Genomic DNA, 12,550 nt, shown 5'->3' with positions numbered 1-12,550 from the left:
AACAGAGCCGGTGGGATTTGTTACAATCCCGCCTTATTTTTAAGGGCGGATTAGGGTAAGAATGACTCAGCAACATACTAAAATCCCAGCGCAGCAGGGTGCACAGCGCTTACGCCGAGAGCTTAAGTCTCGGCATTTAGCCATGATAGCTATCGGTGGTTCTATTGGCACCGGTTTATTTGTGGCCTCCGGGGCGACAGTCTCACAGGCAGGCCCAGGTGGAGCATTGCTCTCCTATGCATTGATTGGCCTGATGGTTTATTTCTTGATGACCAGCCTGGGTGAACTGGCAGCATTTATGCCGGTATCAGGTTCGTTTTCGACTTACGGTTCAAAATATGTTGAGGAAGGCTTCGGCTTCGCCCTTGGCTGGAACTACTGGTACAACTGGGCGGTTACCATCGCCGTCGACTTGGTTGCAGCACAATTAGTGATGAATTACTGGTTCCCTGATGCCCCAGGCTGGATCTGGAGTGCGTTATTCCTCGCCCTGATGTTTTTACTGAATTGGATATCAGTGAAAGGCTTTGGTGAAGCAGAATATTGGTTCTCACTGATTAAAGTCACCACAGTCATTATCTTTATCATTGTGGGTGTCATGATGATAACCGGCATAATGAAAGGCGGTGAGAGCGCCGGTTGGCACAATTGGGCTATCGGTGACGCACCCTTTGCGGGTGGTTTCTCGGCGATGATTGGTGTGGCGATGATTGTCGGCTTCTCCTTCCAGGGAACTGAACTCATCGGTATCGCGGCGGGTGAATCAAAAGATCCGGGCAAAAATATTCCGCAGGCGATACGTAAGGTATTTTGGCGTATTTTACTGTTCTATATCCTGGCTATTCTTATTATTAGCCTGATTATTCCGTACACCGACCCAAGTCTGTTACGTAATGATGTTAAAGATATTAGCGTCAGCCCGTTTACATTAGTCTTCCAGAACGCGGGGCTATTATCAGCGGCGGCGGTTATGAATGCGGTTATTCTGACGGCGGTATTATCTGCCGGTAACTCCGGCATGTATGCTTCAACTCGCATGTTATTTACCCTGGCTTCAGAAGGTAAAGCGCCGCGTATTTTTGCTAAGCTTTCAAGTGGTGGTGTGCCACGTAATGCGTTATATGCGACCACTGTTGTCGCCGGTTTATGCTTCTTAAGTTCGATGTTTGGCAACCAAACTGTGTATTTATGGTTACTGAATACCTCGGGGATGACGGGTTTTATTGCCTGGTTGGGTATTGCCATCAGCCATTACCGTTTCCGTCGCGGTTATATGCTGCAGGGTCGTGATTTGAACGACTTGCCCTATCAATCTAGCTTCTTCCCATTAGGGCCAATTTTTGCCTTTGTATTGTGTCTGATAATTACCTTGGGTCAGAACTATCAGGCATTCTTGCAAGACCGCATTGATTGGTATGGTGTAACGGCAACTTATATCGGTATTCCATTGTTCTTGATAATTTGGTTTGGCTACAAGCTGACCCGTGGCACTCGAGTCATTAAATATCAAGATATGAAATTCCCGAAATGGCGTGATGAGAGTGAAGAAGCTCAGGAACCGAAAAAATCGGAACTGGTTTCTGACTAACATAATGGCGCAATGAGAGCAGGGCGATAATGTTATCGCCCTTTTTTACGTCTATAACTTGATGATTATTTGTACTTTATTCAGCGAATATTTTAGCCAACGTTGTCTGCACCCCATTATGTTACTCTTTTTGAAATTCCCTCTTAGGGTTAAATACCCTTACAAAATAACCAGTTATATATAGAAACTCTAAATTACTTGCAGTAATCTCATTGATAATTATTATCGTTTGCTTTATTGTTACACTTATCTTGTAAGGACGCATAACGGGATTAGTGTGGCTGTGACCTAAGCTAACAGCACTGATACCCCGTAGAAGGTGACAGAAATGAATCTATCTACTGAGCCGATGATAAAAATACCGACCATCCTGAATAACCTGCTAGCCAGTTCCATTACTCAGGGTATTTATTTAAGCAGTCGCAAGTTGCAAAAAATAATAATTATGTATTAAGCAGGAATGGCTATAAGCGCTATTTTGGCTTTGGTGAGCTATTGCCAATTTTTATAGAAATAATATTTATCACCTGCCCGCCAGGCGGTATCGCCACAGGCAAAAAGAACCTGACGGAAAGGCTCTGAATTTATATCTCATGGAGAAAGTATAATGGCGAAGGCCAATAAGAATTTTAGGAAATCTAATGCTGCGGTATTGGTGATAGCTGCAATTATATCTGCCCCGGTGTATGCCGCTGATGCTAATACCACCCCCACAGATACTATGGTAGTAACGGCAACTGGCTTCCAACAACGTATTCAAGACTCAGCTGCATCTATTTCAGTTGTGACCCGCGAACAAATTGAGAATAAAGCCTATCGTGATATTACCGATGCACTGAAAGATGTCCCTGGCGTGGTGGTTACCGGCGGAGGGAGTCACAGTGATATAAGTATTCGTGGTATGTCAGCGAAATATACCTTGATTCTGGTGGATGGCAAACGTGTTGATACCCGCGGTACGCGACCAAACAGTGATGGTGCGGGTATTGAGCAGGGTTGGTTACCCCCTTTGGCGGCCATTGAACGCATTGAGGTGGTACGCGGCCCAATGTCCTCCTTATATGGCTCAGATGCGATGGGAGGGGTGATAAACGTCATTACTCGGAAAGTGGGTAAAGAGTGGCAAGGTACTGTGCGTGCGGATGCCACCTTGCAGGAGGACTCCAACTCTGGTGATATTTACCAGACCAATGCCTACGCCTCTGGCCCATTAATTGACGGTTTGTTGGGATTAAAAGTCAGCGGTCTGCTTTCTCATCGTAGCGAAGATAAAATTATTGATGGCTATAATGAACAGCGCCTAAGAAATGGTGCAGCGACATTTACCCTGACCCCAGATGATAAGAACGAATTTGATTTTGATATTGGTCATTATGTGCAGGATAGAAATTCAACTGCCGGACGCACTGTGGCATTAAACGGTAAAAGCAGTGATGTACAATATGACCGCAATAATTATGCTATTACGCATCACGGTTATTATGACTTTGGTAACTCGACCAGTTATGTTCAACGCGATGAAACCCGCAATCCATCGCGGGAAATGAAAAGTGTTGATAATATATTTAATAGCCAAACGTCATTCTTGTTTGATAACCATACATTAATTCTTGGCGGCCAATATCGCTATGAAGAATTATACGATGAAGGCAACCAATTAGTTTCTGCCAGTGATTTGACTAAATTGACCCGCTGGAGTTGGGCATTATTTGCTGAAGATGAATGGCAAATGACCAATGATTTTGCACTGACCGGCGGTATCCGTATGGATCAGGACGAAAACTATGGCACTCACTGGACACCGCGTTTATACGGCGTTTGGCATTTAGCTGAGCAATGGACTTTAAAAGGTGGGGTATCCGGTGGCTATCGTTCACCTGATTTACGTCAAGCCACTGAAAACTGGGGGCAACTCACCGGAGGGGGTCGTGGTGACCCAGCCATTATTATTGGCAATGCCAACCTGAAACCAGAAAAAAGTATCAGCCAGGAAATCGGTATTCTGTGGGATGATCAGGAAGGCATGAATGCTGGACTGACGCTATTTAATACTGATTTCAAAGATAAAATCACCGAAGTGCGCCGCTGTACTGATACCACAGGAAGGGCTTCTGGCCAGTGCATGATTAATGGCACTTCCTATAAATTTATCAGTGACCGTACCAATGTGGATAAAGCCGTGACCCGTGGTGCAGAAGCGACTTTTGGCTGGGAAATCAACAAGTCATGGTCACTGACATCTAACTATACCTTTACTCAGTCTGAGCAAAAGAGCGGGCAATTCGCCGGTCAGCCATTGAACCAGATGCCAAAACATATGTTGAATGGCACGCTGAACTGGCAGGCCAGTGAAGAACTGGCAACCTGGATACGAGCGAACTACCGTGGCAAAACCTCAGAATATCTTAATCGCACCAGCATGGGCACCACCACTCCGTCTTACACTTTTGTTGATTTAGGCGCTAACTATAAGCTGACAAAAGAATTTCGTCTGATGGGCGGCATCTACAACGTGCTGGATAAACGTGTGGATATTGAGGTTAACGATAAAGTCTTGGATGGGCGCCGTTATATGATTGGTGCCAGCTACGATTTCTAAAACCCTTCATTCTTGACGTTGCAGGGGGTTAGCTTGCCGCCTACCTGCAACGTCAATAACTTTGGGTATTATGCTAATGGGTTGACATCTGGGGGCAGTCGGTGTGCCTCCAATTTAGTGGTTCAGCTCAGCCCAATATCAATCACTTTCTGAAATGCTGCTCTGGTGGTCAGGCGTTGATACCAGTGCTGTAAGTGCGGCAATTCTGGGCGCTCAATTGGCAGATTAAACCAGGCATATGCCAGGCATCCTAATGGAATATCACCTATCCCGAAGTGCTCCCCGGAAAGATAATCTTGCTGGCTAAGGGCCTCATCTGCAATTGTCATTAATTGATTCAGTTGCTCAATGCCTTGAGCAATTTTCTCTTTATTTTGTCGCTCAGGGGCGGTGCGCACCAGGCCGATAAACACGGTTTTAAAGGGATCGACTACACTGGATGTCGCCCAGTCCATCCACTTCTCAGCGCTCGCCCGCTGGCGGGCATCAGGTAAGTAAAGTGAGTTATCGCCATATTGTGCTGCCAAATAACGCACAATAGTGTTGGATTCCCACAGGATAAAATCCTCATCTTGCAGGCAGGGGATCAGGCCATTGGGATTCAATGCGCGATACTGGGGGTCGTTCAACTTGCCAAATTGGCCGCCGACATCAATTCGCTCGTAACTCAGCCCTAACTCTTCCAGACACCAAAGCACTTTTTTGACATTGGTCGAATTATTCCGACCCCAGACCCTTAACATAGTAAACCCTCTTTATTTGACGCGTTGCCAATGATGAATATCCCAGTCATGTAAAATTGCCAAATCTACTAATTCCGTTCCCGGATTAATCACTGCTGCGCGATCCACATATTCCAACAGCGGTTTGTCATTGATTGAATCACTGTAACCATAGGTGTTCTGGAAATTTAACTGAGGTGACTCAGTGAGCCACTGTTTCAACCGCTCCACTTTTCCTTCGCGATAAGTCAGGGTGCCATAAGTCTTGCCGGTATAGCAGCTATTTTCAACTTCCACGCCAATAGATAACGCCGCATTGGCAGCGAAATGCCGGGCAATCGGAGTAACCAAATGCTCACCTGTTGCGGAAATAATCATGATGTAATCGCCCCGATCACGGTGCCAACTCAGTAACTTTTGGGCTTGCGGATAAATGCGGGGTAAAATATCGCGCTCAATAAAGCGCTCAACCCAGCCAGAGACCTCAGCCATATGCTTGCCCACCAAGGGTGACAAGGTTGACGTCATATAGCAGGGCATCGATAGGCTTCCCTGATAATACTGTTTCATTAAATATTGTTCTTGTTCTGCCAATTCGGCGGGAGCCAGCCCCTCATCAACCAGCCAGTGCGACCAGAGGCCAGAGCTATCATCGCTGATCAGCGTTTCATCAAGGTCAAACAGGGCCAAATCCATTAAGCCTCCCTCCCATAGAGAAAAATTGATTGAAGTAAAACTTAACAGTGCGACTGCCGGTCATCAGGAAACTCCCCACCGAATACCACGGGTATGTACAGTTAAACTAATATTTTCCATCCTGCCATGGAAGTAAATACCTTTCGTGTTTAATGTTGCAAAATTGTGCTTTGCGCTCATTTACCTGCGCCACTGACCTGAGTCAGCTGATCGTGATGTACACCTTTGCGGCCTGGCTAAATAGACTGATTGATAGCAAAGTAGCTGAAAATTAAGACAGAGTAGTGAAAGAAATAACATAGAACGGATTGATATTGGTGCGCAGATGAATTTGGGTGTTAATTGTTTATACCGTTTAAATATAGATTGTTAATTATATAGTCTTAAACGTGCTTAAAACTGATTTTCACCCCTACAGCTCAGGAGCTGATTATGCTGATTATTCGTTTGTATGGTTGTCCAGTTTTCATTGGTTCTGAGCAAAAAAAGCCACCAACTGAACATTCTGGAGTGAAAAATGAACCACCAATCCGTAAGCAATCAATTGTTAGTGAATCAATCGGGCGCTAATGCTAAATCTGCTAATACATTACCTTTACTGGACATTTCATTGCTCAATGGCAGTGAAGCAGAACGTAAGCAATTCTTAACTACTTTACGCCATGCCGCACGAGATATTGGGTTCTTTTATCTTACCGGCCACGGAATTGACCCCGCGTTATTGCAACAACTCCAAACTCTGTCACGGGAATTCTTTGCTCTACCGGAGGAAGAAAAGCTGGCCGTTGCTATGGTGCATTCTCCCCATTTTCGCGGTTATAACCGGGCGGCTTCTGAACTCACTCGCGGTCAGCCCGATTGGCGCGAACAGTTTGATATCGGCGCTGAGCGAAACCCATTGCCCCAAACAGACAAGACGCCAAGTTGGGCGCGGCTGCAAGGCCCCAACCAGTGGCCGCAAGCCCTGCCTGAGTTAAAACCAGTATTGCTGCAATGGCAACAGGAAATGACGGGTATGGCATTGCGTTTGCTGCGCGCCTTTGCGCTGGCATTGGATTTGACTGAAAACGCCTTTGATGAATTGTATGGCGACAAGCCCAATGAGCACATCAAACTTATCCGCTATCCGGGGCGAGAAACGACACAAAGCGGGCAGGGAGTTGGCGCGCATAAAGACTCGGGCTTCCTCAGTTTCTTACTACAAGACCAGCAACCTGGCCTGCAAGTTGAAATCGAAGAGGGGCGCTGGATTGAGGCGAGCCCGCAGCAAGGCACCTTTGTGGTCAATATTGGTGAACTGCTGGAACTGGCCACTAATGGTTATTTGCGGGCCACGGTGCATCGAGTAGAAACCCCGCCGGCAGGTTTTGACCGCCTATCCATCGCCTTTTTCCTTGGCGCGCGGCTGGATGCTGTAGTGCCACTGTATCAGCTGCCAACCGCTCTTGCGGAGCAAGCTCAGGGGCCTGCCAGTGATCCACACAATCCCCTGTTTCGTGATGTTGGGCTGAATTATCTCAAGGGGCGCTTGCGCTCTCATCCGGATGTTGCCGAGCGCTACTACCCCGAAGCGGTGGGTAGGTAAAGCTATTCGCAGGCAAAACTGTTCACGCGCAAAAAACTCAAATACTGACTCGAATCAGTACATCGAGGGCGTGTTACGGCCCGGCCGCATTTCCAATAATTTTGGCTAATTAATTATTTTAGGGTGATGATGATGACAAAGACAATAATGACTAAAACCGGCCTTTCTGGCTTGGTAGGTGCGGCACTGTTTACTGTACTGGCCTCCACTTTTTCATTTTCGGCACAAGCAGCAGACGCCTTGCGGGTGGCCGCAGACCCAGTGCCACATGCGGCTATACTGCAATTTGTGCAAAAACTGGATCCGTCATTGAAGCTGGAGGTGATTGAAATAACCAATGGCGTCAATTCCAATGAGCTATTAGCCCACGGCGATGTTGATGCCAACTATTTCCAGCACCTTCCTTATTTGCACTCCCAAGAACAGGCGCTGGGGCAGAAATTTGCGGTTGCCGCGACGGTGCATATTGAGCCACTGGGTATCTATTCTCATCGGCATAAAACGCTGGCCGAGGTACCAGAAAAAGGCACAGTGGCGGTGCCAAATAATGTCACCAACCTCAGCCGTGCGCTCTATTTATTGCAAGACCAGGGGCTTATTACCTTGAAACCGGGCTTTACTGATCCGGCTAACAATCAAGCCACACCCCAGGATATCGCCAGTAATCCTAAACAGCTAAAAATCCTGGAAATTGAATCACCGCAGATTCCGCGTTCATTGGATGACGTTGATTTAGCAGTGATTAATGGCAACTATGCTTTGGAAGCGGGATTAAGCCCGGCAAAAGATGCTCTGGGGCTGGAGAAAGCCGCGGGGAATCCGTATGCCAATATTCTGGTTACCACCCCCGCCTTAGCCAATGACCCGCGCATCCAACAGCTGGCGAAAGATTTGCAATCACCAGAAGTGGCGAAATTTATCACTGAAAAATATGCCGGTTCAGTTATCCCCGTGGCAGGCATTAAATCATGATCAGCATCGAACGCCTGAGTAAAACCTATTCGCAAGGTGGGCTGCCGATGGTGGCCCTGGAGGATGTCTCGCTCGAGATCCCGACCGGCTCGGTGTTCGGTATTATTGGCCGCAGCGGGGCCGGGAAAAGCACCCTGATCCGCTGTCTAAATTTACTGGAGCGGCCCACTGCGGGCCGTATTCAGGTGGATGGCCGTGAGCTGACCACACTTTCTGACCGCGAATTGCGCTTGCAACGACAGAATATCGGCATGATTTTCCAGAATTTCCACTTACTGCATTCACGCAATGTATGGGACAACGTAGCAGTTGGTTTGGAAATTATTGGTATGGCCAAACCACTGCGCCAAAAACGTGTTGCCGAGCTATTGGATTTAGTGGGATTAAGTGACAAAGCTCTTGCTTTTCCCTCGCAATTATCCGGCGGACAAAAGCAGCGGGTCGGGATAGCCAGAGCATTGGCGGCCAAACCATCCTATTTATTATCGGATGAAGCCACTAGCGCATTGGACCCGGAAACAACCGCCTCTATCCTGGCACTGCTTAGTGATATTAACCGTCAGTTGGGGCTAACTATCGTCTTGATTACCCATGAGTTGGAGGTGGTGAAATCCATCTGTGATAACGCGGCGTTACTGGAACGTGGGCGAGTGGCAGAAACCGGGGCTATTGCTGATTTGCTGGCTTCGTCTGACTCTCGCTTAGGCCGCTTATTATTGCCCGCCCGTGGCCCAGCATCTTTGTCCGGCACGCCGGTGGCGGAACTCACTTTCTTCGACACGTTATCGGCCTCGCCGGTGCTCAGTGAATTAGCCCAGCATCATGCCGTGGGGGTCACCTTGCTCGGCGGCGGGGTGGAGTCCATTGGTGGTCTGCGGGTTGGGCGCTTACAAGTTGATTTCAGCCACCCAGACGGCGGGTTGAATTTGGCAGAAGTCTTACAGTTTCTTAACGATCGTGGTGTGAGGGCTGAGCTGATATGAGCAACAAGATGAGTTGGCAAGATCTGCTGGCATTAGTCACCAATGCCACCGGTGAAACCATCTACATGGTGGTAATTGCTACCTTTTTCACGGTCTTAATTGGTTTGCCATTGGGGGTTTTATTATTTGTTTCGCGCCCTAATGGCGTATTTCCTGCACCTCGGCTAAATACCTTGCTAGGGGCTATGGTGAATTTAGGGCGTTCAATGCCATTTGTGGTATTGCTCATTGCATTAATTCCGATTACCCGCTGGATTATTGGCACCACCTTGGGCAGTACCGCCGCCATTGTACCCATTACCTTGGGAGCTATTCCATTTTTTGCCCGAGTGGTGGAAGCGGCTTTGGATGAAGTTGATCAAGGGCGAGTTGAAGCTATTCTCTCAATGGGGGGATCTGCCCGTCATGTGATTCAAAAAGTACTATTACCAGAGGCGCTGCCGGCGTTATTGGCGGGTATTACGTTAACGGTGGTAATGCTGGTGGGGTTCTCCTCTATGGCCGGGGTAATTGGTGGCGGCGGTTTGGGGGATTTGGCTATTCGCTATGGTTATCAAAGATTTAATAATGAAGTAATGGTCGCGACATTAATTATATTGGTGATTCTGGTTCAGGGAGTACAAAGTTTGGGGGATAAGTGGGTCAGGTCGCTAGCTCATCGGCGATAAATGATTTTGCATGTATTCCTATCTTGGTTTTTTACTCAAATTCTCTCTGGTGCGCCCTTTTTTATCTCTCAAATGAGGGGGGTAAAGAAGGGCGCTGGATTGGCATCTACTGCATTTTAGGCTGTTATCTTCGGGCTAATTGAACAAATCTCACCGGTTTTATCATGATAATTAGCCGTTTAGCGCTTGTGTTAAATCGGCAATCAGGTCTTCAGTATCTTCAATACCGACTGACAATCGCAATAATTGCGGTGTGATACCGTGCTTTAGCCGGGTTTCCAATGGAATTGAAGCATGCGTCATGCTGTAAGGCTGGCTGATTAAGCTTTCTACACCGCCCAGACTTTCGGCTAGCGTAAACAAATGTGAGCGCTTAATTACCGCCCGAGCATAGGCATCATCGCCTTTCAACCGCACCGAAATCATGCCACCAAAACCGGCCATCTGTTGGGCTGCCAGCGCGTGCTGGGGGTGACTTTTCAGCCCCGGATAATACACATTTTCCACTTGTGGTTGCTGTTCCAGCCATTCGGCGATGCGCTGGGCGCTGTGATTATGCCGAGCCATCCGTAAAGCCAAAGTGCGCAAACCGCGTAATGTCAGGAAACTGCTGAAAGGGTCTAAAATTCCGCCCACCGCATTGTGTAAAAAACCCAATTGCTCGGCCAGTTCCGGGTTATTGCCCACCGCCGCAACACCGGCCACCACATCAGAATGGCCATTAAGATATTTAGTGGCTGAATGCACCACAATATCAAATCCTAATGCCAGCGGGCGCTGAATATAAGGCGAGGCAAAGGTGTTGTCAGCCACAGAAATCAGCTGATGTTTTTTGGCAATAGCGGCAATGGCGGCCAAATCGGCCAGCTTCAGCAGCGGGTTGGTCGGGGTTTCCACCCAGATCATTTTGGTGTCTGGTAAAATCGCCTGTTCCAGAGCGGCGGTATCCGCAGGCGGGACATAAGTCACCCGCAAGCCCGCAGTGCGGCTGCGAACTTTCTCCAATAGGCGATATGTCCCGCCGTATAAATCGTCCACCGCAATGATATGGCTACCTTGATCCAGCAGCTCCAGCACAGTTGAGCAGGCGGCAAGGCCAGAGGCAAAGGCGTAGCCACGAATGCCGCCCTCCAGTTCTGCAATCGCTTGTTCCAGAGCGCTACGGGTAGGATTGCCACTGCGCGAATATTCATACCCGGTGTGCTCGCCGGGGGCGGGCTGCGCAAAGGTGGAGGTCGCGTAAATTGCGGGCATGACCGCACCGGTGCTGTCAGGGGTATAACCGGCGTGGACGGTGAGCGTATCGAACTTTGCCATAATAAAAATCCTTAATAAGAGAAGGTTAAGCCAGCTTGTGACGCCAGGAATTCAATACATCAGTGCGGGTAATCAGGCCGAGAAAATGTTCTCCATCCAATATCACCGCCACATGGCCTTCATTAAATGTGGCCAGCAGCGCGCGGTAATCCGCCTCTTTGGGTAGTGTGTTGACCTGAGCGGTCATGGCGCTACTGACCGGTAATGTGAAATGGCTGGCATCGGCTTGCACGGCATTCAGCAAATCCCATTCATCGATAAGCCCGACCACCTTTTCGCCCTCTAATACCGGTAACTGTGAAATGTCATACAAGCGCATGCGGGCATGAGCGACGGCCAACGTATCCTGCGGCGAGACGGAAACAGTAGCGCCATCCTGATGGCTATAAGTGATGAAATCGCGTAAATCGCCATGTTGCGGTTTGCTCAATAAACCTTGTTCCAGTAGCCAGTAGTCATTGAACATTTTAGACAGGTATTTATTGCCGCTATCGCAAACAAAGGTCACCACCCGTTTGGCGGTGGTTTGCTCGCGGCAATAGCGTAAGGCGGCGGCCAGTAAGGTGCCGGTTGATGAACCCGCCAGCACGCCTTCTTCGCGTAACAGGGTGCGTGCGGTGCGGAAAGCTTCAGCATCATCAATGCGATAGGATTTTTTTACTTGAGAAAAATTACTAAGCGGGGGGATAAAATCCTCACCAATTCCTTCGACTAACCAACTGCCGGCATCATTTAGCTGCGCGCTGTCGACATAATCTGCCAGAATGGAACCTGCCGGATCAGCCAGGACAAACTCGGTCTCTGGTGACACGGATGCAAAATATTGGCTCAACCCGCTCAAGGTGCCGCTGGAGCCAACCCCGACCACAATGGCATCGATTTTCTCCCCCATCTGTTGCCATAGCTCTGGGCCGGTTGATGTCCGATGCGCCGCTGGATTCGCCGGGTTATTGAACTGGTCAATATAGAAAGCGCCAGGTATTTCCTGCGCCAAACGCAAGGCATAATCCTGATAATAGGCCGGATGCCCCTTGCCCACATCCGAGCGGGTCAGCAGTACTTGTGCGCCGAGCGCCCGCAGGTGGAAAATTTTCTCCTGGCTCATTTTGTCCGGCACCACTAAAACCAACTTGTAGCCTTTTAGCGCCGCAACTAATGCTAAGCCAAGGCCGGTATTACCCGCAGTGGCTTCAATAATGGTGCCACCGGGTTGCAGCAGGCCATCTTGCTCCGCCTGCTCAATCATGGAAAGCGCGACGCGGTCTTTAATCGAACCACCGGGATTTTGATTTTCCAACTTCACAAACAATTGGCACGGGCCGGTATCAAAACGGGTCAGTTCCAGCAGGGGAGTGTGGCCGATAAGAGACAGCACCGAACGTGGGATAGCCATTATTTGCTCCAATAAAATTGAGTTAAC

The 12,550-nt window shown here is 48.5% G+C and carries 10 protein-coding genes; 6 read left to right on the top strand and 4 right to left on the bottom strand.

Annotation, left to right across the window (positions count from 1 at the left end):
* Nucleotides 1–61: 61 nt before the first annotated feature.
* Together YROHD0001_RS05790 and YROHD0001_RS05795 are read left to right on the top strand one after the other, a co-directional pair.
* Nucleotides 62–1,588, top strand: a complete 1,527-nt coding sequence (locus YROHD0001_RS05790) for an amino acid permease (RefSeq protein ID WP_004715498.1) — start codon at nt 62–64, stop codon at nt 1,586–1,588.
* Nucleotides 1,589–2,195: 607 nt separating this feature from the next.
* Complete coding sequence (locus YROHD0001_RS05795) at nt 2,196–4,187, top strand: ligand-gated channel protein (protein ID WP_004715496.1); 1,992 nt, start codon at nt 2,196–2,198, stop codon at nt 4,185–4,187.
* Between the two features lie 122 nt (nt 4,188–4,309).
* Here YROHD0001_RS05795 and YROHD0001_RS05800 read toward each other — a convergent pair whose 3' ends face one another.
* On the bottom strand, nt 4,310–4,930 hold the full coding sequence (locus YROHD0001_RS05800; RefSeq protein ID WP_032817301.1) for a glutathione S-transferase family protein: 621 nt from the start codon (nt 4,928–4,930) through the stop codon (nt 4,310–4,312).
* A 12-nt stretch (nt 4,931–4,942) separates the two neighbouring features.
* Entirely contained in the window at nt 4,943–5,605 is a 663-nt protein-coding gene (locus YROHD0001_RS05805) for an HAD family hydrolase (protein ID WP_004715492.1), read from the bottom strand.
* Nucleotides 5,606–6,122: 517 nt separating this feature from the next.
* On the opposite strand from YROHD0001_RS05805, the gene YROHD0001_RS05810 reads away from it, so the two are divergent.
* The 4 genes from YROHD0001_RS05810 to YROHD0001_RS05825 all read left to right on the top strand — a co-directional run bounded on the left by YROHD0001_RS05810 (nt 6,123) and on the right by YROHD0001_RS05825 (nt 9,813).
* Nucleotides 6,123–7,190, top strand: coding sequence for an isopenicillin N synthase family dioxygenase (locus tag YROHD0001_RS05810; protein ID WP_004715490.1), 1,068 nt, complete (start codon nt 6,123–6,125; stop codon nt 7,188–7,190).
* Nucleotides 7,191–7,337: 147 nt separating this feature from the next.
* Complete coding sequence (locus YROHD0001_RS05815) at nt 7,338–8,162, top strand: MetQ/NlpA family ABC transporter substrate-binding protein (protein ID WP_032817298.1); 825 nt, start codon at nt 7,338–7,340, stop codon at nt 8,160–8,162.
* Nucleotides 8,159–9,145 (top strand): methionine ABC transporter ATP-binding protein, encoded by a 987-nt coding sequence (locus YROHD0001_RS05820; RefSeq protein WP_032817296.1) that lies wholly within the window; start codon nt 8,159–8,161, stop codon nt 9,143–9,145. The genes YROHD0001_RS05815 and YROHD0001_RS05820 overlap by 4 nt, the downstream gene beginning before the upstream one ends.
* Nucleotides 9,142–9,813, top strand: coding sequence for a methionine ABC transporter permease (locus tag YROHD0001_RS05825; RefSeq protein ID WP_032817295.1), 672 nt, complete (start codon nt 9,142–9,144; stop codon nt 9,811–9,813). Before YROHD0001_RS05820 ends, YROHD0001_RS05825 begins: the two co-directional genes overlap by 4 nt.
* A gap of 171 nt (nt 9,814–9,984) precedes the next feature.
* Here YROHD0001_RS05825 and YROHD0001_RS05830 read toward each other — a convergent pair whose 3' ends face one another.
* Complete coding sequence (locus tag YROHD0001_RS05830; RefSeq protein WP_004715485.1) at nt 9,985–11,130, bottom strand: trans-sulfuration enzyme family protein; 1,146 nt, start codon at nt 11,128–11,130, stop codon at nt 9,985–9,987.
* Between the two features lie 25 nt (nt 11,131–11,155).
* Nucleotides 11,156–12,523, bottom strand: coding sequence for a pyridoxal-phosphate dependent enzyme (locus YROHD0001_RS05835; protein WP_004715484.1), 1,368 nt, complete (start codon nt 12,521–12,523; stop codon nt 11,156–11,158).
* Nucleotides 12,524–12,550 lie beyond the last annotated feature (27 nt).

It is taken from the genome of Yersinia rohdei ATCC 43380 (genome assembly GCF_000173775.1).
GTDB classification, from domain to species: domain Bacteria; phylum Pseudomonadota; class Gammaproteobacteria; order Enterobacterales; family Enterobacteriaceae; genus Yersinia; species Yersinia rohdei.
Note: the sequence above shows the minus strand (reverse complement) of the source record. Positions and strands in the feature narration are given on the sequence as shown.

Excerpts from the sequence above, each read along its gene's own strand:
- YROHD0001_RS05790 (WP_004715498.1), top strand. The coding sequence starts at position 62 with ATGACTCAGCAACATACTAAAATCCCAGCGCAGCAGGGTGCACAGCGC.
- YROHD0001_RS05795 (WP_004715496.1), top strand. The coding sequence starts at position 2,196 with ATGGCGAAGGCCAATAAGAATTTTAGGAAATCTAATGCTGCGGTATTG.
- YROHD0001_RS05800 (WP_032817301.1), bottom strand. The coding sequence starts at position 4,930 with ATGTTAAGGGTCTGGGGTCGGAATAATTCGACCAATGTCAAAAAAGTG.
- YROHD0001_RS05805 (WP_004715492.1), bottom strand. The coding sequence starts at position 5,605 with ATGGATTTGGCCCTGTTTGACCTTGATGAAACGCTGATCAGCGATGAT.
- YROHD0001_RS05810 (WP_004715490.1), top strand. The coding sequence starts at position 6,123 with ATGAACCACCAATCCGTAAGCAATCAATTGTTAGTGAATCAATCGGGC.
- YROHD0001_RS05815 (WP_032817298.1), top strand. The coding sequence starts at position 7,338 with ATGACTAAAACCGGCCTTTCTGGCTTGGTAGGTGCGGCACTGTTTACT.
- YROHD0001_RS05820 (WP_032817296.1), top strand. The coding sequence starts at position 8,159 with ATGATCAGCATCGAACGCCTGAGTAAAACCTATTCGCAAGGTGGGCTG.
- YROHD0001_RS05825 (WP_032817295.1), top strand. The coding sequence starts at position 9,142 with ATGAGCAACAAGATGAGTTGGCAAGATCTGCTGGCATTAGTCACCAAT.
- YROHD0001_RS05830 (WP_004715485.1), bottom strand. The coding sequence starts at position 11,130 with ATGGCAAAGTTCGATACGCTCACCGTCCACGCCGGTTATACCCCTGAC.
- YROHD0001_RS05835 (WP_004715484.1), bottom strand. The coding sequence starts at position 12,523 with ATGGCTATCCCACGTTCGGTGCTGTCTCTTATCGGCCACACTCCCCTG.